Raw genomic sequence first — 20,817 nt, 5'->3', positions numbered from 1 at the left:
ATGTTAGACCGGTTGGTCCGGTCTCGGCGGCGGAGTGAACCGGCCCGATTCCAGCGCGTCGCGCATCTGGCCGGTGATCCACTCCAGAGTGTCGGGTTCGCGGGGCAGGGTCGTCTGCTCATAACCGACGACCAGGTACAAACTCCACGCCGCGAAATACCGGGCGTTGCGTTCGTCACCGATGATCTCGTAGGCGGATTCGAAAATGATGTCGAAACGCAGCCGGTCCACCACCGCCTGCACGTCGTAGACGTAGGGATCCAACGAGCTCCACACTCGGATGGCGGCTTCGGCGCCGTGCGGCAGCGCGAGTGCCTCGCCGATCAGGGACTCGATGCGGTGATGCGGATCCTGGTCGGCGCGAATCGCCTCGACCACGCGCAAGGTGCGGGCCTCGCGCCAGTGGGCGATCAGTTCCCGGGTGTAGGCGGCCCAATTCGGAAAGTAGTGGTAGAAGGATCCGGTCGTGACGCCCAACCGGTTGCACACCTCGGCGAGTTTGAGGCCCCCGTACCCCAGGTCGGACAACACATCCAGACCGGTTTCGAAGTACGACTCCCGTGAAACAACCCCCGCCATGAGGCACCACGCTAGTTCGTGGCCGGTTCCCGGGCGCGGCGGGGCTTTGCTGGTCAGCCGCATTTAACGCACACGAACATGACGGCATGGGGACTCCTAGGTGACGTGTGGCACAATTTGAACGTGGCCCACACAGCGAGCCGAGGACCGGGACGTCCTCCCGCAGCAAAGGCGGCGGAGACCCGAGAACGCATCGTGCGTGCTGCCCGTGAAGTTTTCAGCGAACTTGGCTACGACGCAGCTACATTCCAGGCGATCGCGATCCGTGCTGATCTCACCCGCCCAGCAATCAACCATTACTTCAGCAGCAAACGGGTCCTGTACCGCGATGTAGTCGAGCAGACCAACGCCAAGGTGATCGCCGCGGGCATTGCCAAGGCGCGGGAAGCCTCCACGCTGCTGAACCGGATCTCGGCGTTCTTCGCCGCGGCGATGGATGCGGAGTCCACCGACCGCTCGGCGGCGGCGTTCCTGGTCACGTCGGTGCTGGAGGCCCAGCGACATCCCGAACTGATCTCCGAGGAGCACGACGCATTGCGTAGCTCCCGGGAGTTCGTCAAGTGGGCGGTCGACGAGGCGATCCAGGGCGGCGAGCTGAGCACCGACACCGACATCCCGGCGATCGTGGAGATGCTGGTCGCGGTGATGTGGGGTATGGGCTTTTACGCCGGTTACGTGGGGCATCGCGACGATGTGGCGGTCATCGTCGACAAGTTTGAACTGTTGATGGCGAACAAGCTCTGGCACCTGCGCGACTGACGCATCGGGGCCGTGAGGTGCCCCACATCACCGTATAGCTAGGCTAAGTTATTCGGTAGCATTGCTTGGCAAATGACTGATCTGAGCGATGTGCGGCCGGGTCGGGCCGAGGGCGACAGTTGGAACGTCACCGAGAGCGTCGGGGCAACCGCGCTGGCGGTGGCTGCCGCCCGTGCCGCCGAGACCGCACAACCCGATTCCCTGATTCGCGACGAGTTCGCCTTCCTCCTGGTGGCGGCGGCCGGACCGGCGTGGGCACAGTTGGCCGGCAGCGAACCGCACTGGATCGGCGACAACGCCGAAGCCCACCGCATCCACGTCATGGCCCGCAACTACCAGGCCGTGCGGACCCACTACTTCGACGACTACTTCTCCGAGGTCGCCCACGACGGCATCCGTCAGGTCGTCATCCTGGCCGCGGGGCTGGACTCGCGGGCGTTCCGGCTCGACTGGCCGGCCGGCACGACGGTCTATGAGATCGACCAGCCCAAGGTGCTCGAGTACAAGACCGCGACGTTGCAGGCGCACGGAGCCGTCGCGCGCGCAGAGCACGTCCCGGTGCCGGTCGACCTGCGAGACGACTGGCCCGCAGCCCTGATCGACGCCGGTTTCGACCCGGCGCAGCCCACCGCATGGCTCGCCGAGGGTCTGCTGCCGTACCTGCCGGCCGAGGCCCAAGACCGGCTGTTCGAACTGGTCGGCGCCCACAGCGCACCGGGCAGCCGCCTCGCCGTCGAGGACTTCGCCCTGGACCCCGCCCGCTATACCCCGGAGAAGCGGGCTGCCCGCCGGGCCCGGGGCGAGCACATGCGCACCTCGCTGGGGCTGGACATCGACGCTGACGCCCTGATGTACACCGATGTCGAGCGGGCCGACGCCGCCCAATGGCTTGCGGCACACGGCTGGGACGTGGACGCGGTGGACAGCGCCGACGAGATGGCCCGGTTGGGCCGGCCGGCCGTTGCCGACGACTTGGAAGAACTCGGCTTGGACAGCGTGCTGTTGCGCGCCCGATTGGACGGAGAAACCCGATGAGCTCACTGCGCAGCCACGACGACACCTGGGACATCGCCACCAGCGTGGGCTCGACGGCCGTCATGGTCGCCGCCGCCCGGGCCGGAGAGACCGGCCGGGAGAACCCGTTGATCCGCGATCCGTACGCGGCGATCTTGGTCGCCGGCGCCGGAACCGGCTTCTGGGAGACGCTGCTCGATCAGGATGTCGCCGCCAAGATCGCGGAGGTGGACGAAGACGCCGCCAAGATCTTCGAGCACATGGGCAGTTACCAGGCGGTGCGTACGCACTTCTTCGACGAGTACTTCGCCGAGGCCGCCAAGGCCGGCATCCGCCAGATCGTGATCCTGGCCTCGGGTCTGGATTCTCGCGCGTACCGCCTCGAGTGGCCGGCCGGGTCCACGGTGTACGAGATCGACCAGCCCAAGGTGCTGGAGTACAAGGCCGAAACCCTGGCCGCACACGGTGCGCAGCCGTCCGCGCAGCGCCGCGAGGTGCCCATCGACCTGCGCCAGGATTGGCCGAAGGCACTGCGGGACGCGGGCTTTGATGATGGGCAGCCGACCGCGTGGCTGGCCGAGGGCTTGCTGATGTACCTGCCGGCCGACGCCCAGGACCGGCTGTTCGAGCTCGTCACCGAGTTGTCGGCGCCGGGCAGCCGGATCGCCGCGGAGACCGCCGGGGTTTCGGCCGGCGAGCGGCGAGAGGAGATGCGTGAGCGTTTCGAGCGCTTTGCGGCGCAGTTCAACATGGAGCAGGCGCTCAACATCCAGGACCTGATCTATGAGGATCCCGACCGTGCCGACGTCGCCGAGTGGCTGGGCGCTCACGGGTGGCGGGCCGGCGGGGTGCACTCACTGGACGAGATGCGCCGGCTGGGCCGCTACGTCGAGATCGAGCACGACGACACGCGTGCGTTCTCCACGTTCGTCACCGCTGAAAAACTCTGATCCACAAAGACAAACGGGGCGCTCCCGTCAGGAGCGCCCCGTTTTCTGTCGTCCGGTCAGTGGCTCTGGTGAACGGTGGTGTCGACGTGCGGCACGGTCACGTGCGGGCCGATCTGGTCGAGCCAGCTGTGGTGGGACACGTCGGCCGAGGCGGGGCCGGCGAGACCCAGGACGGCGGCGGCCAGACCACTTGCGATCATTGCGGTAAATCCGAACTTCTTCATTTCCTCTGCCTCTTTCCTTCTCTTGCTTTCTTGATTGGTTCAACTAAAGGCAGCGGCCGTTGATTCCTGATCGGCGACGTTGGCGGCAATTGACCGTTCGGTGGCAGGAATGCGCCAGCCCGGGCCGTGACCGACCCGGTTAACCGGCAGTTATCCGCCCGCCGTATACAGGAGGGGAGTTGAGCCGTTTTGCGGCCCGTTATCGAGGAGGATTCCCCATGCCAGGAGTGCAGGACCGCGTCGTCGTCGTCACCGGAGCCGGTGGAGGTCTGGGCCGCGAGTACGCCCTGACGCTCGCCCGTGAGGGCGCCAGCGTCGTCGTCAACGATCTGGGTGGCGCGCGCGACGGCACCGGCGCCGGCCACAACATGGCCGACGAGGTCGTCAACGAGATCAAGGCCGCCGGCGGGCGTGCGGTAGCCAACTACGACTCCGTCGCCGAGCCCGAGGGCGCCGAGAACATCATCAAGACCGCCATCGACGAGTTCGGCAAGGTCGACGGTGTGGTGTCCAACGCCGGCATCCTGCGCGACGGAACCTTCCACAAGATGACCTTCGAGCAGTGGGACGCGGTGCTGAAGGTGCACCTCTACGGCGGCTACAACGTCATCCGCGCCGCCTGGCCGCACTTCCGCGAGCAGAGCTTCGGCCGCGTCGTCGTCGCCACCTCCACCAGCGGCCTGTTCGGCAACTTCGGTCAGGCCAACTACGGTGCCGCCAAGCTCGGCCTGGTCGGCCTGATCAACACGCTGGCCCAGGAAGGCGCCAAGTACAACATCAAGACCAACGCGGTCGCCCCCATCGCTGCCACCCGCATGACCCAGGACATCCTGCCGCCCGAGGTGTTCGAGAAGCTCACCCCCGAGTACGTCGCCCCGGTCGTGGCCTACCTGATGACCGAGGAACTGCCCGACACGGACTCGGTGTTCATCGTCGGCGGCGGCAAGGTGCAGCGCACCGCGCTGTTCCAGAACGACGGCATCACCTTCACCGAGGTGCCTTCGGTCGATGACATCGCCGCCAAGTGGGGCGAGATCACCGATCTGTCCGCCGCTCAGCAAGCCAGCTTCAAGCTGGGCTAGAACGGGTGAAAGCGCTTGTAGCGCAGGCACTTACCGGTACGTCCGGGCTGGCGTACGTCGACGTCGATGATCTGGCCGGAAATCCCGCGTACGCGGGTGCGGTGGTCATCGACGTCGGCGCCGCCGGCGTCTGCTTCCCCGATCTGCTGTTGCTGCGCGGTGAGTACCAGCTGCGGCTGGAGCCGCCGTTCACGCCGGGCATGGAGGTGGCCGGCACCGTGCGCTCGGCGCCCGAGGATTCGGGGTTCACGCCGGGGCAGCGGGTTTCGGCGTTCTCGATGATCGGTGGGTATGCCGAGCAGGTGGCGGCCGTACCGGCCAACGTGATCCCCACCGCCGACGGGCTCGACGACGGCGAGGCGGCATCGCTGCTGGGCAACTACTACACGATGCAGTTCGCCCTGGCCCGCCGCGGCGGACTGGTGGCTGGGGAGACGGTGCTGGTTCTCGGCTCGGCGGGCGGAATCGGCGCGGCGTCGATCCAACTCGCCAAAGCCATGGGCGCCAAGGTCATCGCGATGGTGCACCGGTCCGGCGCCGAGGAGTTCGTATCGTCACTCGGCGCCGACGTGGTGTTGCCGCTGGCCGATGGCTGGCGCGAAGCCGTGATGGAGGCGACCGGCGGGCAGGGCGTCGACCTGGTCGTCGACCCGATCGGCGGCCCGGCGTTCGACGACGCGATCCGGGTGCTCGCGCCCGAAGGCCGGCTGCTGGTCATCGGATTCGCTGCCGGCGGCGGAATCCCCACGGTCAAGGTCAACCGGTTGTTGCTGCGCAACGTCAGCGTGGTCGGTGTTGGGTGGGGCGAGTTCGTGCGCCGCCACCCCGAAGCCCAGGCACAGGTCGGGGCTGAGTTGACGAAGCTTGTGGATGCCGGATTGCGTCCGCCGCCACCGGTGCGGTTCGCGTTGTCCGACGGTGCGGCCGCCCTCGAGGCGTTGGCCAGTGGGCAGGTGCGCGGGAAGCTAGTCCTGGAGCCGTAATGCGAGCGCTGGCCTTCGATGTGTTCGGGACCGTCGTGGACTGGCGGGCCAGCATCATCGCTGAGCTGGAAGCCTTCGGCAAACACCGAGGGCTGCAACGGGATTGGCCGGCATTCGCCGACAGCTGGCGGGCCGGTTATGCCCCGGCGATGGACCGGGTGCGCCGCGGTGAGCTGCCGTGGACCAGGATCGACGATCTGCATCGGGCGATCCTGGTCGACCTGCTCGGCACCGCGGACATCCCGGTTTCCGATGCCGAGATCGACCACCTCAACCGCGCCTGGCACCGGCTCGATCCGTGGCCGGACTCGGTGGCCGGGCTGGCCCGGCTCAAGCAGCGCTACCTCATCACGACGCTGTCGAACGGCAACGTCTCCCTGCTCACCAACATGGCCAAACACGCCGGGCTGCCCTGGGATTGCGTGATCTCGGCAGAACTGTTCCGGCATTACAAACCGGACCCGCAGGCATACCTGGGGTGTGCCGAGCTGCTCGACGTCGAGCCCGAGGAGCTGACGCTGGTCGCCGCTCATCCCTCCGACCTGCGCGCGGCCCGGGCGGCCGGGCTCGGGACCGCGTATGTGGCCCGGCCCTTGGAGTATGGGCCCGGCCGGGCTCCGCACGATGTCGCGGCCGACGATTTCGACATCACCGCGACGGATTTTGTCGACCTCGCCGACCAGCTCGGTGCGTAGCGTAGAGCTGTGGACACCGCACTCAGCAAGGCACTGGATCTCCTGATCGATCCACCGGCCGAGCCGGACGTCGGCAAGGGGTACCTCGATCTGTTGGGCGACGGCAGTGACGCACCGAAGAATGCCGGGTTCATCCAGAAGGTGTGGGCATCACCGCTCGGGTCGATGCTCTACGACAACGCCCAGGGAATCGGCCGCAAACTGATGACGGCGTGGCAGGAGCCCACCGAATGGCTCGACATCCCACCCGGCGGAATCGCCCTCGATGTCGGCAGCGGTCCAGGCAACGTGACGGCCGCGCTGGCGCGGGCGGCGGGCCTGGACGGATTTGCGTTCGGCGTCGACATCTCCGAGCCCATGCTGGCCCGCGCGGTCGAGGCCGAGGCGGGCCGCCAGGTCGGTTTCCTGCGCGCCGACGCGCAGAAACTCCCGTTCCGCGACGCGGTCTTCGACGCCGTGACATCGATCGCGGTGCTGCAGTTGATTCCCGACGCCGAGGCGGCGCTGGCGGAGATGGTGCGGGTGCTGCGCCCCGGCCGCCGCATGGCCATCATGGTGCCGACGGTGGCCGGCCGGGGACCGGCGCGGCTGCTGTCGAAGGGCGGCGCCCGCTTCTTCTCCGAGGACGAGCTCGCTGACCGGTTCGAGGGGCTCGGCCTGGAACGGGTGCGGTCCAAGAGCGTCGGCACCATGCAGTGGGTGCGTGGGCAGAAACCGTGAGCACACTCGGGGTCGTTCTCGTCGCATTGGTGATCGCCATCGGGCTCGTGGGCATCGTGCTGCCCGTCCTGCCCGGCGGCGGGTTTCTGGTCTTCGCCGCGATCGCGGTGTGGGCCATCGTCGAGCAGACGGCGGTGTCGTGGGTGACGTTCGGTATCGCGGCCGTGTTCTTCGTGACTGCCGAGGTGATCAAGTACGTGTGGCCGGTACGCCGGATGCGGGCCGCCGAGGTGGGGATCTGGAGCCTGGTGGCCGGTGGAATCCTCGGCCTGATCGGGTTCTTCGTCATTCCGGTGATCGGGCTCGTCATCGGTTTCGTCGCGGGTGTCTACCTGGCCGAGCTGGCCGTACGCCGCGACTATCGGCGAGCCTGGGTGTCAACTGTGCACGCGCTCAAGGGGGTTGCGCTGTCGGTGGGCGTCGAGCTGACCGGGGCGCTACTGGCGACCATCACCTGGGTAGCGGGTCTGGTGATCGCGTCGTGACGCAGTGGGCGCTGGCTCCCGACTCGGGCGAACTGTTGCTGCATACCGGTGTGACGGGCAGCGCGTCACGGATGGGTCATCGGTTGACCATCGCCGTCACCTCATGGCAGGCGGTCGTGGAATGGGACGGAGACCAGCCGTCGGCGGTCGAGGTGACGGTCGATCTCGATTCCCTCGACGTGCTGCGCGGTGAGGGCGGCATGACCCCCTTGTCGGGGGCCGAGAAGGCGCTGATCCGGTCCAATGCGTCGAAGACGCTGCAGGCGAAGCGATTTCCCCAGGCCCACTTCGTGTCGCAGGAGATCGACCGGGATCAGGACGCGCTGCGGGTCTCCGGCACGCTCGACCTGAACGGGCGCACCGCGGCGCAGGCCGTGCAGGTACGGGCTGAAGATCTCGGTGACTGCTGGCGCATCTCTGGCGAGGCGCGCGTGCGGCACACCGACTTCGGCATCAAGCAGTACTCGATGCTCATGGGTGCGATGAAGGTGGCAGACGAGGTACGGGTGACGCTCGCGGCCACCGTGGAAAAGGACGACCACTAGCGAGTGGCTCCATCGCGTGTAGAACGCCGGGTAACGGGGTAGCCGCTGTTCGGTGAACGTGAGGAGTCCGGTCGTGAACATCGTCTCAGGTGCCGTGCAGGCAGTCAGCCGCACCGCAGATGCCACCACAGCCGCCGCGGGTGCGGTCGGCGGCGCAGCCGTCAACGGTGTGGTGGGAGGAATCAAAGGAGTAGGCGCGGGGATCCGCGACGGGGTGAGCCAAGGCAGCAGATCGCCGGCCGCGGCCGCCCTCACCCTCGCCGCGGTGGGGGCAGCGGGCCTCGTCGAGTGGCCGCTGTTGCTGACTGTCGGTGGCGCGGCGCTGGTGGTCCACCAACTGAATCAGCGCACTGGCGACGGCCAGGCCGCGGAGACTCCTTCCGCCGCGGCGCCGTCTCGGCGGTCGTCGCCGGCCAAGCGATCTCCGGCGCGCTCCTCGAAGAGCAGTACCGCCAAGGCGTCGGGCCGCCGGTCAACAGCTCGACGCACCGGCGCGACCTCTCGCGCTAAGTGATCAGCGCGCTCGGCCGGCTCGTCAACGGCGCAGCCGCCGTGGCTGCGGCGCCGGTGCAGACCGCGCTGTCGGCAGCGGTGGAGATGGTCGGCGGCACCCCCGCGCGCCGGTGTTGGCGCGGTAACGGCCGGTGCTGGATCGAGGTGCGCGGCTTGTCGGCCGACGGGGGCCGGAAGATCGGTGCCGCGGTCCTGCGGGAGATCCGAGACCAACCCGGGGTGCGGACGGTACAGCTGAACTACCCGCTGTCCCGCGTGATCGTCGAAATCGACGACAGTGAGCCCGCCCTGATCGATCTGCCCCGGCTGTGCGAGGCGGTGGCCCGGGCCGAAGCCGGGGAGCCGAGGTCTGGGCCGGCGACGCGGCCCATTGATCTGCCGGGAGACGGAATCGTGCTGGCCCTCAAGGGGGTAGCGGCGGCGGCCAACGGCGTCGGGGTCGGTGTCGCGGCAGTGGGCCGGACGATGATGCTGCCCCGGCTGCCGGTGGGTCTGATGGCCGTCGTCAGCGCCGTCGACTACCAACCGAAGGTGCGGGCGCTGGTGGAGGCTCGGCTCGGCCCGCAGGCGGCCGACGCTGCGCTCGGTGTCTGCGCCGCCACCGTCTACGCGCTCACCCAGGCGCCCGCCACCGTCGCCGTCGAATTCCTTCGCCACCTGTCCCAGTTCGCCGAGACCGCCGCAGCGGCCAATGCCTGGCAGGCCCACGAACCCAAGCTTGCGGCGCAAGCCGAATGCGAAGCCGTCCCCGCGGTGGCGCCGCGCCCGTGCTCCCTGCCTCACGGCCCCGTGGAGCGGCACGCCGAGCGTTGCGGACGGGCCCAGGCCGCGGCGGCCGCATCGGTCGGGCTGTTGTCGGGCAGCGCCGGTGCCGCAGCCACCTCCGCCGTCGTCACCGCGCCCAAGGCGGCCCGCAACTCCCGCGAGGCGTTCGCCAGCACTCTGGGCCGGGGCGTGGCTGATCGGTACGGTGTTCTTCCGTTGCGCTCCAACTCGTTACGCCTGCTCGACCGGGTGGACGCGGTGGTGGTGGATCCCCGGATACTGGTCACCGACGAGTTGCGGGTGGGGCAGTTTCGCGACGTGGTCGAATCCGACCGCGCCGCGGTGTGGCAGTGGGCCCAGGGCCGCCTCGACGCCGGTGCGCTCAGTGCCGGTTGGCACCGCGTGGCACCGGCCTTCGCCGGGGCCGAGCGCAACGGCAGGAGCCGCGGCAAGGTCTTGGTGCGCAACAGCCATCACCCGCTGGCCCACAGCGTGCTGACCGAGATCCGCCGGGCCGACGCACACGCGGTGTCTCTCGACATCGACGACCTCGGCGATCTGCGGTCCTCCTTCGACGATCTCTATCAGGCCGGCAGCGACGTCGATGCGGCGTTGGCGGCCGCGGTCGACGCCCTGCAGCGTGATGGCCGCACCGTGGCGGTGCTGTCGCTGGATGCGGTCCGGGCCATCGATGCCGCCGACTTCGCGGTCGGGGTGCTCAACGGGCATGCCGGTGCCGGGATCCCCTGGCATGCCGACGTCCTCACCGACGACCTGGCCGCGGTCTGGCGCCTGCTGCACGCCGTGCCCGCCGCGCGACGGGCCAGCGAGCGCGGGGTGGAACTCGCGACCGGCAGCACGCTGTTGGGCGCCTTGCTGATGGTCCCCGGGGTTCGTGGCCGCGGCCCAGGCCCGGTCACCGCCGGCGCCGCTGCGGGCCTGGCTTCGGGATACTGGCTGGCTCACCGTGTTCTGAGCGATCCGGCGCCCAAGGCGGCCTCCTTCGAGGACTGGCACGCCATGACACCGGAACAGGTACAGGAGCGGATCGCCGAAACAGTTCGCGCCCAACAACGGGCCGGTCCACCGGAGCCCGACGGTGGACGTGGCGGTCTTCTTCCCCGGCAGGTCGGCGAACTCGTGAGTGCCCTGCGGACGCAGTTGTCCGACCCGCTGACCCCGGTGCTGGCGGTCGGATCGGCGGCCAGCGCGATGCTGGGTTCCCCGGTGGATGCGGTACTTGTCGGATCGGTACTGACCGGCAACGCGATTCTGGCTGCCACCCAACAGGTTCGGGCAGAACGGTTGCTGAGCCGGCTACTGGCCGTACAGGATCCGCCGGCCCGCCGGGTCGGGCGGGACCGTGATCGCGGGAAGTACGAAAGGGTGGCGGCCAAGCTGCTGCGTCCCGGCGACGTCATCGAGGTGCGCCCCGGGGAAGTCGTGCCGGCCGATGCGCGCATCCTTGAGGCGGTCGATGCCGAAGCCGACGAGGCGTCGCTCACCGGGGAATCACTGCCGGTGCCCAAACAGGTTGCGGCCACCCCCGGCGCCATTCTGGCCGAACGGCACTGCATGCTTTATGCCACAACCACATTGGTGGCCGGGACAGTCGTCGCGGTGGTGACCGAGGTGGGTGCGGCGACGCAGGCTCGGCGTGCCGCGGACTTGGGCCACAGCACCGGCCCGGCGGTCGGTCTGCAGGCGCAGCTGCGCGAACTCACCAACCGGGCCCTGCCCTACAGCCTGGCCGGCGGTGCCCTGGTCACCGGGTTCGGCCTGCTCCGCAAGTTGCCGTTGCACGGTGCGGTGGCCAGCGGGGTCGCGGTGGCGGTGGCAGCCGTGCCCGAGGGGCTGCCGTTGGTGGCGACGTTGGCCCAGCAGGCCTCGGCGCGGCGGCTGACCCGCTCCGGGGCGTTGGTGCGCAGTCCGCGGTCGGTGGAGGCGCTCGGCCGCGTCGATGTCGTGTGCTTCGACAAGACCGGCACGCTCAGCGAGAACCGCCTGCGGGTGTCGCAGGTCCGGACCGTGGGCGGAGAGGTTTCCGAGCGGGAGGTGCTCGAATGTGCCGCCCGCGCCACCCCGCCCAAGAACGGCGAGCAGTATGAGCACGCCACCGATGCGGCCGTGGTCGAGGCGGCTGCCGGCGCCAACAGCTTCGAGGGAGCCGGCGTCTATCTGCCATTCCGCTCCGGCCGCAAGTTCTCGGCCGCGTTGCTCGACGACGAGCTGGTCATCAAGGGGGCGCCCGAGGTGGTGTTGGCGGCCTGCGACGAGTTGGCGCCTGCGGTCGGGCGCACGGTCGACGAGATGGCCCGCAACGGCTTGCGGGTGCTCGCGGTAGCCCGCAGGCCGGTGACCGGCGGGCAGGCCCGCCGTGCCCGTGCGGACGCTGACGAGTTCGCCGAAATGTGCACGGACAAGCTGAAGTTCGTGGGTCTCGTGGGCCTGTCCGACACCCCGCGCCCCGAGTCCGCCCACGTTTTGGACGGCTTGCGACGCAACGGGATCGGCGTCCGCCTGATCACCGGGGATCATCCCGTGACCGCCAAGGCGATCGCCGCGGAGTTAGGTATGCCGGTCACCGCCGAGCAGGTGATGAGTGGCGAGGAATGGGTGGCGATGCCACGCCGCAGTCAGGAGCGGGCGGTCGCCGAACGGCTGGTGTTCGCGCGGATGTCCCCTGAGCACAAGGTGCAGATCGTGCAGACCCTGGAACGCACCGGGCAGGTGTGCGCCATGGTCGGCGACGGCGCCAACGATGCCGCCGCGATCCGGGCGGCCACGGTGGGGATCGGGGTGGCCGCGCGCGGGAGCGACCCGGCCCGAAGTTCGGCCGACGTGCTGCTGCTGGACGGGCGCATCGGTGCCCTGACCGACGCGCTGGACGAGGGACACCAGTTGTGGCGGCGCGTGCAGGCCGCGGTGGCGGTCTTGCTCGGCGGCAACGCGGGCGAAGTGGCGTTCTCCATCATGGGCAGTGCACTCACCGGACGGTCACCGCTCAACACCCGCCAGCTGCTGCTGGTCAACATGATGACCGATGCCCTTCCGGCAGCTGCGCTGGCGGTGAGTCCGACCGCACATTCGGCAGCGGGGGCCGGTCACGGACCCGACCAGGCCGAGCTGTGGCGGACCGTGGCGATGCGCGGCCGGTGTGGCCACCGGCGTTGCCGCCGTCGCGCCGCGACTGGTGCCGAGGATCGTTCAGGCGGTGCAGTCGCCGTCTCAGTCGTCGATGTCGAGCACACCGCAGCGCCACAGCACCGCGTACAGCTCCCGCAACGGGAGAACCAGCACGCGGGACACGGCGTCGGTCAACGGATCGGAAGGAGCGCCGGAACCGAAAGTTCTCACGCGTCTCACGGTGCGAAGCCGAGATCTCGAGAAATCGAAGTCGACGTGACGGAAAGGTGACCAATGGCCGAAAACTCGAAACAAGCCAAGGGCCACCGCGATGCGGTGCATGCCGTGCGGAGCGCGCGCGGATTCGCCGTGACACTGCCGGTCGTGGGACGGGTGAAGGTGCCGCACCCAGAGCAACTGGCCTATTACGGCGCGCTGGGCATCCTGGCGGCGGTCGAGATCATCGACTGGCCCGTTGCGGTGCTGCTCGGGGCCGGGCACCTGCTGATGCAGAACGAGCACAACCGGGTGATCCAAGAGGTGGGTGAGGCATTGGAGGACGCCTGACGCCCGCCGAGGGCTACCCGACGAGCTTGGCCCGCAGCGCCGCGATGTCGTTGCCCGACACCCCGGCCGCGTCGAGGAAGCCACCGACCGAGCCGTAGGCCTCGTCGAGCTTGGTCCAGGCCGCAGCCAGATACTCCTCGCGCACACCGAGCACTTCGTCGGTCAACCGCGCCTCGGCATAGGTGATCATCTCCGGGGCTTCCTGCGCCCGCGCCCGTACCGATTCCATGATCCGGTTCCGCAGGGACGGGATCGCGCCGTTGCTGGCCAGAAAATCCTCGAAGATGCGGTCGCGGTCGACCCCGACCGCCTCCAGCACTGTGGCCACGGTGAAACCGGTCCGGTCCTTGCCGGCGAAGCAGTGCGCGAGCACCGGACGTTCCTGTCCCAGAAGAGAAATCACCTCGCGTACTGCGCTGTGCGCACCCGGCAGGGTCGGGAATTCCTCGTACACCTCGGTCATGTACCGGCGGGCCGCGATGGCGGGGTCCTCGCCCTCGACGGACTCCGCCATCACCCGCTGGAAGGTGCTTTCGTGCGGCGCGTCATTCGACGGGTCGTCGGGATGGAACGGCAGCAGATGGACCGCCACTCCGTCGGGCACCTGTCCGGTGCCTTGCCGCTGCACTTCCTGGTGCGACCGCAGGTCGGCGACGTCGGTGATACGGAGCCGACGGAACACCGCCCGGCCGTCATCCGAGAGCTGGCTGAGCTGACTGGAGCGGTAGAGCAGGCCCGGCCGAATTCCGGCGATGTCGGCGACGTCCCGAAAGTTCCACGCCCCCGACAGTTCTCCCAGTCCGGTGGTCACTGCGCGATCACCGCCGCAGCGAGAGGCGATTTCTCCCGGCCCAGCTCCGCACGGGCGATGGTGCGCATGTGGACCTCGTCGGGTCCGTCGAACAGGCGCATCGCGCGGTGCCAGGAGTACAGCCGGGCCAGCGGGAAGTCGTCGCTGACACCTGCCGCGCCGTGCACCTGGATGGCCCGGTCGATGACGTTGCAGGCGATCTGCGGGGCCACCGACTTGATCTGGGAGACCAGGACGTGGGCGGCCTTGTTGCCTTCCTGGTCGATCGTCCAGGCGGCCTTCTCACACAGCAGGCGGGCCTGGTCGATCTCATTGCGGGACTTGGCGATCGACTCGCGCACCACACCCTGCTCGGCCAGTGGCCTGCCGAACGCGACGCGCTTCTGCACCCGGTCGACCATCAGGGCCAGGGCCCGCTCGGCGGCGCCGAGCGCTCGCATGCAGTGGTGGATCCGGCCCGGGCCCAGCCGGGCCTGGGCGATCGCGAAGCCGCTGCCCTCTTCGTGCAGCAGGTTCTCGGCGGGCACCCGCACGTTGTCGAACACGATCTCGCAGTGCCCGTGCTGGTCCTGCCAGCCGAACACCGGCAGTGAACGCTGAATGTCCACCCCGGGGGTATCGACAGGCACCAGGATCATCGACTGCTGGGCATGCGAAGCGGCATCGGGATTGGTGCGGCCCATCACGATCAGGATCTTGCAGCGCGGATCGGCCGCCCCGGTGATCCACCACTTGCGGCCGTTGATCACGTAGTCGGCCCCGTCGCGCAGCATCGTGGTCTCGATGTTGCGGGCATCCGAGGACGCCACGGCGGGCTCGGTCATCGCGAAGGCGCTGCGGATCTCGCCGGCCAGCAGCGGTTCCAGCCACTGCTTGCGCTGGACCTCGTTGGCGAACAGGTGCAAGGTCTCCATGTTCCCGGTGTCCGGCGCCGCACAGTTGAGCGCCTCGGGGGCGATCTCCATGCTCCAGCCCGACAGCTCGGCCAGCGGCGCGTACTCCAGGTTGGTCAGCCCGGACTCCGAGGGCAGGAACAGGTTCCACAGGCCCGCGTCCTTGGCCTTGACCTTGAGTTCCTCGACCACCGGCGGAACCGTGTGATCCTTCGGGCCCTTCTCCTCGCGATACGCGTGGTAGGAGGCCTCAGCCGGCAGCACGTGCCCGGTCATGAAGTCGGTGAGCCGGGAGTGGTAATCAGCCGCCTTGGCCGACAGCGCGAAGTCCATGCCAGCCACGATAGCCACATGGTTAGACAGGTTGACAGGTGGCATGACCGCAAGCCTCGCGGTCGGGACCCGCCTACCGGTCCCGCCTGTTGGTGAGCGTGCAGGCCAGCACCCCGGCCAGCACCGCCAGACCCATTACGGTGCCGGCCAAGGCCGGCCACCCGGCGTGGTCGAACGCCAGTCCACCGGCCCAGCCGATGACGCTGGAACCCGCGTAGTAGAAGAGGTTGTACAGCGAGGACGCCTGCGCCTTGCCGTCACCGGCGTCGGCGCCGACCCAGCCCGAGGCGATCGCATGCGCGCCGAAGAATCCTGCGGTGGCGATCACCAGTCCGATGAGCACCACGATGACGTTGCCGGCCAGGGTGATCGCGACGCCGGCAACCATCGTGGCGATCGAGCCGAGCAGCACGGTCTTGCGGCCGAACCGGGTGGCCTCCGCGCCGGCCCTCGCCGAGGCCCACGTGCCTGACAGGTAGGCCAGGAACACCAGGCTGACCACGGTCTGCGGCAGGCTGAACGGGGCGTCCATCAGCCGGAAGCCGAGGAAGTTGTACATCGCCACGAACCCGCCCATCAGCAGGAAGCCCTGGCTGTAGAGCACCAGCTGACGCAGTGAGCGCAGGTTCTGCGCCAACCGCCGGCCCAGGTTGCGGCTGCGGGTCGGGGTGAAGCCGCGCGCGGGCGGCGCGAGTTTGACGAACGCGAACGCCGACAGCCCGCACAGCACCGCGACCACCAGCACGCCGACGCGCCATCCGGCGAACTCAGCGATCGGCCCGGTGACCAGTCGGCCGGCCAGCCCGCCGATCGTGGTGCCGGCGACGTAGGTGCCTGCCGCGCGGGCGGCATGTCCGGCTTCGATCTCCTCGGTGAGGTAGGCGATGGCCACCGCGGGCACTCCGCCCAGCATCAGACCTTCGACAACCCGGCCCGACAGCAGAAGTTCCGTACTGGGGGCCAACGGCACGATCAGTCCGAGAACCGTTGCCGCCGTGATGGATATCGTCATGGCCTGGACCCGGCCGATGCGGTCGGCCAGGGCCGACCACGGGATCACGCCCAATGCCAGGCCCACCGTGGCCGCCGAAATCGTCAATGCGGCATGGGCGGCGCCGGTGCCCAGGTCGCGGGCGATCAGCGGCAGTACGGCCTGGGGTGAGTACAACTGGGCGAACGTCGCGACCCCGGCGCAGAACAATGCGGCCAGCAGGCGCCGGTACTCGCTCGAGCCGCGTGTATGCCCCTGCCAGTCAACGGAGGTCAGGGAGGCGGACACTCAACCGACGGTAGGATGCCGGCAAAGATGTGTCCAATGCATCAAATTACTCAAGTTCATGCACACTGCGCATGACGAACTGTGCCAGGCGTGCCGCGGCGGGCGGCAGCTGGCGGTCGGCGTGCCAGGTCAGACCGATCTGACGCTTGGCAGAACTCTCCGACAGCGGCACATACGCGGCGCCCGGCTCGGCACGTTCGGGCCGCGGTACCGGCACCACGGCCACCCCGAAACCCGCAGCCACCAGGCCTTCCATGGTCGGGATCTCCATGGCCTCGAACACCACCGGCGGTGATATCCCGGCCTCGGCCCACAGCTCGTCGGTGAGTTGGCGCAATCCGAAATCGGGTGCCAGCGCGACGAAGGGCTCGTTACCGGCGTCGGCCAGCCGGATCCGGGACCGCCGGGCGAAACGATGGTCGCGCGGGACCGCCAGGCAAAGTCGTTCCATGTACAGCCCGCGCCAGCGGAAGCCGTCCGGACGCGGCGAGGTGATCGCGAGGTCGGCTTCGCCGTTGGCCAGCCGCTCGACGATGTGGTGGGCAGGGCCCTGGTACAGCTCGAAGCGCACCAACGGCGCCTCGGCACGAAACCGTCGCAACAGATCCGGTACGAACCAGCCGGCCTGCGAGTGTAGGAACGCCAGCCGCACGGTGCCGGTATCCGGGTCGCGCAACTCCGCGATCTGTTCAGTGGCCGAGCGCATTTCGGCGATACTCCGGCGGGCGTGCTCCAACAGGATGTGTCCGTAGGCGTTGAGACGCAGCCGCCGGTTGACCCGGTCGAACAGCGGCACCCCGACCTGTTCCTCGATCCGGGCCAGTGCGCGCGACAACGTGGGCTGGCTGATGCCGAGTTCGGCTGCGGCATCGGTGACATGCTCGGTTTCGGCCAGCACCACGAACCACTGCAGCTCGTCCAGATGCATACTGCCGACTCTAAACGCGCTGATCACCTACCCGCGCTGTGCCATGCTGTGGCGCATGGCCGAAAAGGTTCGGGTGGTGGTGGGCGACGACCACCCGATGTTCCGCGAAGGCGTGGTGCGCGCCTTGACCTCCAGCGGGGAGATCGACGTGGTGGCCGAAGCCGACAATGGCGCCGACGCACTGGAATTGATTCGGACGCACCAGCCGCAGGTGGCCCTCCTGGATTACCGCATGCCGCAGCTCGACGGGGCCCAGGTGGCGGCCGCGGTGAGCCGCGACGAGCTGCCCACCCGCGTGTTACTGGTTTCCGCACACGACGAGTCGGCGATCGTCTATACCGCGCTGCAGCAGGGCGCGGCCGGGTTCCTGTCCAAGGAATCCACCCGTAGCGAGCTGGTGAATGCCGTGCTGTCGTGCGCCAAGGGCCGCGACGTGCTCGACCCGAACCTGGCGGCGGGCCTGGCCGGGGAGATCCGTCGTCGCAACGAACCCGATGTCCCGGTGCTCAGTCCACGGGAACGCGAGGTGCTCGACCTGATCGCCAAGGGCCACTCCATCCCGGCGATGGCCAAGGAACTGTTCCTGGCCCCTTCGACGGTGAAGACCCACGTGCAACGCTTGTACGAGAAGCTGGGCGTGAGCGATCGGGGGGCGGCGGTCGCGGAGGCGATGCGCCGTCGGCTGCTGGACTGACATGGCCAGCGGGCGCGTCGTCGAATTCTTCACCACCCAACCGGTCCGGGTCTCCGCGCTGCTGCGGCTGCCGCTGATCGGCCTGATCGTGGTGCTGGTCTCGGTGTGGGATGTCGACCACTGGTTACCGATGCTGTACGCGGTGATCCTGAGCGTGTATGCCGCCGTGGCCGTGCTGTGGCTGGTGGTGGTGTTCCGCGGGCCCATGCCGCCGTGGGCCGAGTGGGCCTCCACCGCAGTCGATGTGCTGGTGCTGGTCGCTCTGTGCGCGGTGTCGGGCGGGGCCACCGCGGCGCTGTTGCCGGTGTTCTTCCTGTTGCCCATATCCGTTGCGTTCCAAGATCGTCCGTGGCTGACGGCACTGCTGGGCGGCAGTACCGCCCTGGGCTATCTGGCGGTGTGGATCCTGTACTCGGAGCGCGATGACAATGTCGGATTGCCCGACATCGTCTACATGCACGTGGGTTTCCTGGCCTGGCTGGCGGTCGCGTCGGCCGCGTTGTCGTTTGTGCTGGCGCGGCGTTCGGCGCGGGTGCGGTCACTGATGGAGGTGCGGCGCCAGCTGGTGTCGGAGTCCACCCGGGCCGACGACCTGCGCAATGCCGAGCTGGCCGAACACCTCCACGACGGGCCGCTGCAGATCCTGCTGGCCGCACGTCTGGACCTCGACGAGATCCGGGAACGCATCCCGGATCCCGGGCTGGACCGGGTGCACGCGGCCCTGCAGGAGACCGCGGCCGGGCTGCGTTCCACGGTGACCGCGCTGCATCCGCAGGTGCTGGCCCAGCTGGGGCTCACCCCAGCCGTCCGGGAATTGTTGCGCCAGTATGAAACCCGGCCAGATATCACGGTGCGGGCCGATCTGGAGGACGTCGGGCATCCCGAAGGTCAGGCCCTGTTGTACCGGGCCGCGCGCGAGCTGCTGGCCAACATCAACAAACACGCCGGGGCGAGCACGATTTCGGTCGGACTCTTCCGTGCGGGGGACCGCGTGGTGCTCACCGTCGCCGACGACGGCAAGGGTTTCGACCCGTCGATGGTGGCCCAGTCCGTCGCCGAGGGGCATATCGGCCTGGCTTCGCTCCAGGTGCGCATCGAGGCCATGGGTGGCTCGATGGCCATCAGCTCGGAGCCCGGATTCGGTACCCAGGTCCGGGTCACGCTGTAGCCGCGACTATTTCACGCAGGGTACGCCGGAGACCTTCATCTGGCTCAGGTCGGTGGGTGCCGCGGACTTGGTGCCGCTCTCGGTGGCGGCCACGGTGGTCACCGGAGTACTGGCCGTGGTTTCCTCCGTGGTCTCGCCGGAGGAATCCCACGTCGAATCCGAAGCGGAGTCTGACGAGCTCTCCGCCGACGAGGACTCGCTCGACCCGGTCAGGTAGTCCTCGCCGGGAAAGTCGGTGCCGAGCGTGAGCTGCACCGTGCCGGGCAGCACCTCGGATGACGGGGTGGCGATCACGCCCAGTTCATCGGCCAGTGACTGGGCGGCCGCCTCGGCGCCGGTGCCGTAGTCGATGGTGGTGACGGCGGCCAGAGACTCGGCGTCGCCGATCTGCCCGGGAGTGAATCCGTTTGCGGAGAAGGTGGTTTCGAGCTGGGCGGCCAGTCCGGTGTAGGTGGAGGCATTGACCACGTCGAGCACGGCGCCATGACCTTCGAGGACGTGCGCCGGTGCCGCCGGGGCGTTGGTGGTGGCGCCCGGTTCGGCCACCAGGTCACGCACGATGGCCCGGATGGTGGGGATGTCGACGATGTTGATGTCCTCGCCCATGGAGTTCTGGCCGAATTCCTTGATGGGCAACGTGTACAGGGTCGGTGGTGAGCCGGTCAGTGCCGAGGCCCGGCTGGCGAAGCTGGCCAGGTCGAACCCGGAATCCAGCGCGACGTTCTGCTTGGTGACGTTGAGCAGATCGCGCAGCATGGTGGGGCTGGACAACGCGCCGCTCTGGCCCAGCGCCGATACCAGCGCGGCGATGAACGCCTGCTGGCGGCGGGTGCGGTCGAGGTCGGTGAAATTCTCGTCGTTGATGTCGCGGCGCTGACGCACGAAGGCCATTGCCTGGGCGGCGTCGATCTGCTGCACGCCCTTGTGGAAGTCGGCACCGGAGTACGGGTCGGCGGTGTCGGCGTTGAGGCATACCGTGATCGGCGCCACAGCCTTGGCGATCTGGAAGAACGCGCCGAGGGTGACCTCGACGAAATGGTCGATCGGAATGCCGAGCAGGTTGCGCACCGTGGCGATCTGGGCCCTGCGTCCGGCCTCACGGGCCTGCTGCTCGTTCATCGACGTGTCTTCGGACGAAGACTCCAGCGATTCCATCTCGCGCTGATACGCCCAGCCGTAGGCCTGTTTGACCTTGCCCTTGCACGGGTTCACGTCGCAGCCGGCCAGCTCGACGTAGTCGTCGCGGGGGATGGAGAACGCGGTCGCCGGGCCGCCGTTGCCGGGCAGGTGCACCACGATCAGCACGTTGGCGTTATAGCCGCCGACGGTCTCGTCACCTGCGTGCAGCGCCTGGTAGACGTCCTCCGGCAGCGGGTTGCCGTGCTGATCCAGCCGGCTGTCCAGCCCCATGATGAGGATGTTCTCGGTGTCCCCGGAGGAAACCGGGCCGCCTTCCAGCGCATTCGACGTGGTGATGCCGTCGAGGGCGCCGTGGTAGGACACCCAGCCGGTACCGGTTCCGGCCAGCACCGTTACCGCCACGAGGCCGATGGCCGCGCGACGGGCAGCCCGCACGCCGCGGCGCGGCATACGGTGCCGGGGCGCGCTGGCGGTGTGGGCGGGTGCGTTCATGGCACCTGCCATTATGGGGCCGTTCGCTGAGGCCGCGTCCACCGGGGAAAACGGCTGGTCAACACCGACGTC

The 20,817-nt window shown here is 68.7% G+C and carries 21 protein-coding genes and 1 pseudogene; 14 read left to right on the top strand and 8 right to left on the bottom strand.

Annotated features, from left to right (window positions below; translation table 11 throughout):
* Positions 1-3: 3 nt before the first annotated feature.
* Positions 4-579: a TetR/AcrR family transcriptional regulator gene (locus tag BN2156_RS20020; protein WP_090516704.1), complete on the bottom strand. Its 576-nt coding sequence runs from the start codon at positions 577-579 to the stop codon at positions 4-6.
* Between the two features lie 123 nt (positions 580-702).
* Here BN2156_RS20020 and BN2156_RS20015 point away from each other — a divergent pair, with 123 nt between their 5' ends.
* The 3 genes from BN2156_RS20015 to BN2156_RS20005 all read left to right on the top strand — a co-directional run bounded on the left by BN2156_RS20015 (position 703) and on the right by BN2156_RS20005 (position 3,302).
* Positions 703-1,338 (top strand): TetR/AcrR family transcriptional regulator, encoded by a 636-nt coding sequence (locus tag BN2156_RS20015; RefSeq protein WP_090516703.1) that lies wholly within the window; start codon positions 703-705, stop codon positions 1,336-1,338.
* Positions 1,339-1,410: 72 nt separating this feature from the next.
* Positions 1,411-2,373 carry an SAM-dependent methyltransferase gene (locus BN2156_RS20010; RefSeq protein ID WP_090516702.1) on the top strand — a complete coding sequence of 321 codons (963 nt, stop codon included), beginning with the start codon at positions 1,411-1,413 and terminating at the stop codon, positions 2,371-2,373.
* A complete protein-coding gene (locus BN2156_RS20005; protein ID WP_090516701.1) occupies positions 2,370-3,302 on the top strand; it encodes a class I SAM-dependent methyltransferase in 933 nt (310 codons plus the stop codon). Before BN2156_RS20010 ends, BN2156_RS20005 begins: the two co-directional genes overlap by 4 nt.
* A gap of 56 nt (positions 3,303-3,358) precedes the next feature.
* On the opposite strand, the gene BN2156_RS30905 is transcribed toward BN2156_RS20005, so the two are convergent.
* Positions 3,359-3,526, bottom strand: a complete 168-nt coding sequence (locus BN2156_RS30905) for a hypothetical protein (RefSeq protein ID WP_090429246.1) — start codon at positions 3,524-3,526, stop codon at positions 3,359-3,361.
* Positions 3,527-3,744: 218 nt separating this feature from the next.
* Here BN2156_RS30905 and BN2156_RS19995 point away from each other — a divergent pair, with 218 nt between their 5' ends.
* The 8 genes and pseudogenes from BN2156_RS19995 to BN2156_RS31450 form a co-directional block, all read left to right on the top strand.
* A complete protein-coding gene (locus BN2156_RS19995; RefSeq protein ID WP_090516700.1) occupies positions 3,745-4,608 on the top strand; it encodes an SDR family oxidoreductase in 864 nt (287 codons plus the stop codon).
* A 5-nt stretch (positions 4,609-4,613) separates the two neighbouring features.
* On the top strand, positions 4,614-5,591 hold the full coding sequence (locus BN2156_RS19990) for an NADPH:quinone oxidoreductase family protein (protein ID WP_090516699.1): 978 nt from the start codon (positions 4,614-4,616) through the stop codon (positions 5,589-5,591).
* On the top strand, positions 5,591-6,286 hold the full coding sequence (locus BN2156_RS19985) for a haloacid dehalogenase type II (protein WP_090516698.1): 696 nt from the start codon (positions 5,591-5,593) through the stop codon (positions 6,284-6,286). The genes BN2156_RS19990 and BN2156_RS19985 overlap by 1 nt, the downstream gene beginning before the upstream one ends.
* A 9-nt stretch (positions 6,287-6,295) precedes the next feature.
* Complete coding sequence (locus tag BN2156_RS19980) at positions 6,296-7,006, top strand: methyltransferase domain-containing protein (RefSeq protein ID WP_090516697.1); 711 nt, start codon at positions 6,296-6,298, stop codon at positions 7,004-7,006.
* A complete protein-coding gene (locus BN2156_RS19975; RefSeq protein WP_090516696.1) occupies positions 7,003-7,491 on the top strand; it encodes a DUF456 domain-containing protein in 489 nt (162 codons plus the stop codon). The genes BN2156_RS19980 and BN2156_RS19975 overlap by 4 nt, the downstream gene beginning before the upstream one ends.
* Positions 7,488-8,036 (top strand): YceI family protein, encoded by a 549-nt coding sequence (locus BN2156_RS19970; RefSeq protein WP_090516695.1) that lies wholly within the window; start codon positions 7,488-7,490, stop codon positions 8,034-8,036. The genes BN2156_RS19975 and BN2156_RS19970 overlap by 4 nt, the downstream gene beginning before the upstream one ends.
* Before the next feature lie 73 nt (positions 8,037-8,109).
* Positions 8,110-8,550, top strand: coding sequence for a hypothetical protein (locus tag BN2156_RS19965; RefSeq protein ID WP_090516694.1), 441 nt, complete (start codon positions 8,110-8,112; stop codon positions 8,548-8,550).
* Between the two features lie 83 nt (positions 8,551-8,633).
* Positions 8,634-12,242: pseudogene (locus BN2156_RS31450) on the top strand (HAD-IC family P-type ATPase); the annotation flags it as partial.
* A gap of 300 nt (positions 12,243-12,542) precedes the next feature.
* On the opposite strand, the gene BN2156_RS31390 reads toward BN2156_RS31450, so the two are convergent.
* Entirely contained in the window at positions 12,543-12,782 is a 240-nt protein-coding gene (locus BN2156_RS31390; protein WP_264035355.1) for an Rv1535 domain-containing protein, read from the bottom strand.
* Here BN2156_RS31390 and BN2156_RS19955 point away from each other — a divergent pair.
* Positions 12,735-13,007, top strand: a complete 273-nt coding sequence (locus BN2156_RS19955) for a hypothetical protein (RefSeq protein ID WP_090516693.1) — start codon at positions 12,735-12,737, stop codon at positions 13,005-13,007. The two genes, BN2156_RS31390 and BN2156_RS19955, sit on opposite strands and share 48 nt — an antisense overlap.
* Positions 13,008-13,020: 13 nt before the next feature.
* Here the strand turns inward: BN2156_RS19955 and BN2156_RS19950 are convergent, their stop codons facing one another.
* From BN2156_RS19950 to BN2156_RS19935, 4 genes are all read right to left on the bottom strand, one after another.
* A complete protein-coding gene (locus BN2156_RS19950; RefSeq protein WP_090516692.1) occupies positions 13,021-13,818 on the bottom strand; it encodes a tyrosine-protein phosphatase in 798 nt (265 codons plus the stop codon).
* The gene (locus BN2156_RS19945; RefSeq protein ID WP_162490896.1) at positions 13,815-15,044 is read right to left on the bottom strand and encodes an acyl-CoA dehydrogenase family protein; all 1,230 of its coding nucleotides are present in this window, start codon (positions 15,042-15,044) and stop codon (positions 13,815-13,817) included. The genes BN2156_RS19950 and BN2156_RS19945 overlap by 4 nt, the downstream gene beginning before the upstream one ends.
* 73 nt (positions 15,045-15,117) lie before the next feature.
* Positions 15,118-16,323 (bottom strand): MFS transporter, encoded by a 1,206-nt coding sequence (locus BN2156_RS19940; protein ID WP_210436676.1) that lies wholly within the window; start codon positions 16,321-16,323, stop codon positions 15,118-15,120.
* 46 nt (positions 16,324-16,369) lie between these two features.
* Positions 16,370-17,251, bottom strand: coding sequence for a LysR family transcriptional regulator (locus BN2156_RS19935; RefSeq protein ID WP_090516691.1), 882 nt, complete (start codon positions 17,249-17,251; stop codon positions 16,370-16,372).
* Positions 17,252-17,306: 55 nt separating this feature from the next.
* Here BN2156_RS19935 and BN2156_RS19930 point away from each other — a divergent pair, with 55 nt between their 5' ends.
* Both BN2156_RS19930 and BN2156_RS19925 read left to right on the top strand, forming a co-directional pair.
* The gene (locus tag BN2156_RS19930) at positions 17,307-17,945 is read left to right on the top strand and encodes a response regulator (RefSeq protein ID WP_235625414.1); all 639 of its coding nucleotides are present in this window, start codon (positions 17,307-17,309) and stop codon (positions 17,943-17,945) included.
* A gap of 1 nt (position 17,946) precedes the next feature.
* A complete protein-coding gene (locus tag BN2156_RS19925; protein WP_090516689.1) occupies positions 17,947-19,113 on the top strand; it encodes a sensor histidine kinase in 1,167 nt (388 codons plus the stop codon).
* A 6-nt stretch (positions 19,114-19,119) separates the two neighbouring features.
* On the opposite strand, the gene BN2156_RS19920 is transcribed toward BN2156_RS19925, so the two are convergent.
* Positions 19,120-20,745, bottom strand: a complete 1,626-nt coding sequence (locus BN2156_RS19920) for an LCP family protein (RefSeq protein WP_090516688.1) — start codon at positions 20,743-20,745, stop codon at positions 19,120-19,122.
* Positions 20,746-20,817: the final 72 nt, after the last annotated feature.

Source organism: Mycolicibacterium neworleansense (assembly GCF_001245615.1).
GTDB lineage: Bacteria > Actinomycetota > Actinomycetes > Mycobacteriales > Mycobacteriaceae > Mycobacterium > Mycobacterium neworleansense.
The sequence above is the reverse complement of the archived record's forward strand: the minus strand, read 5'-3'. Positions and strand labels throughout refer to the sequence as shown.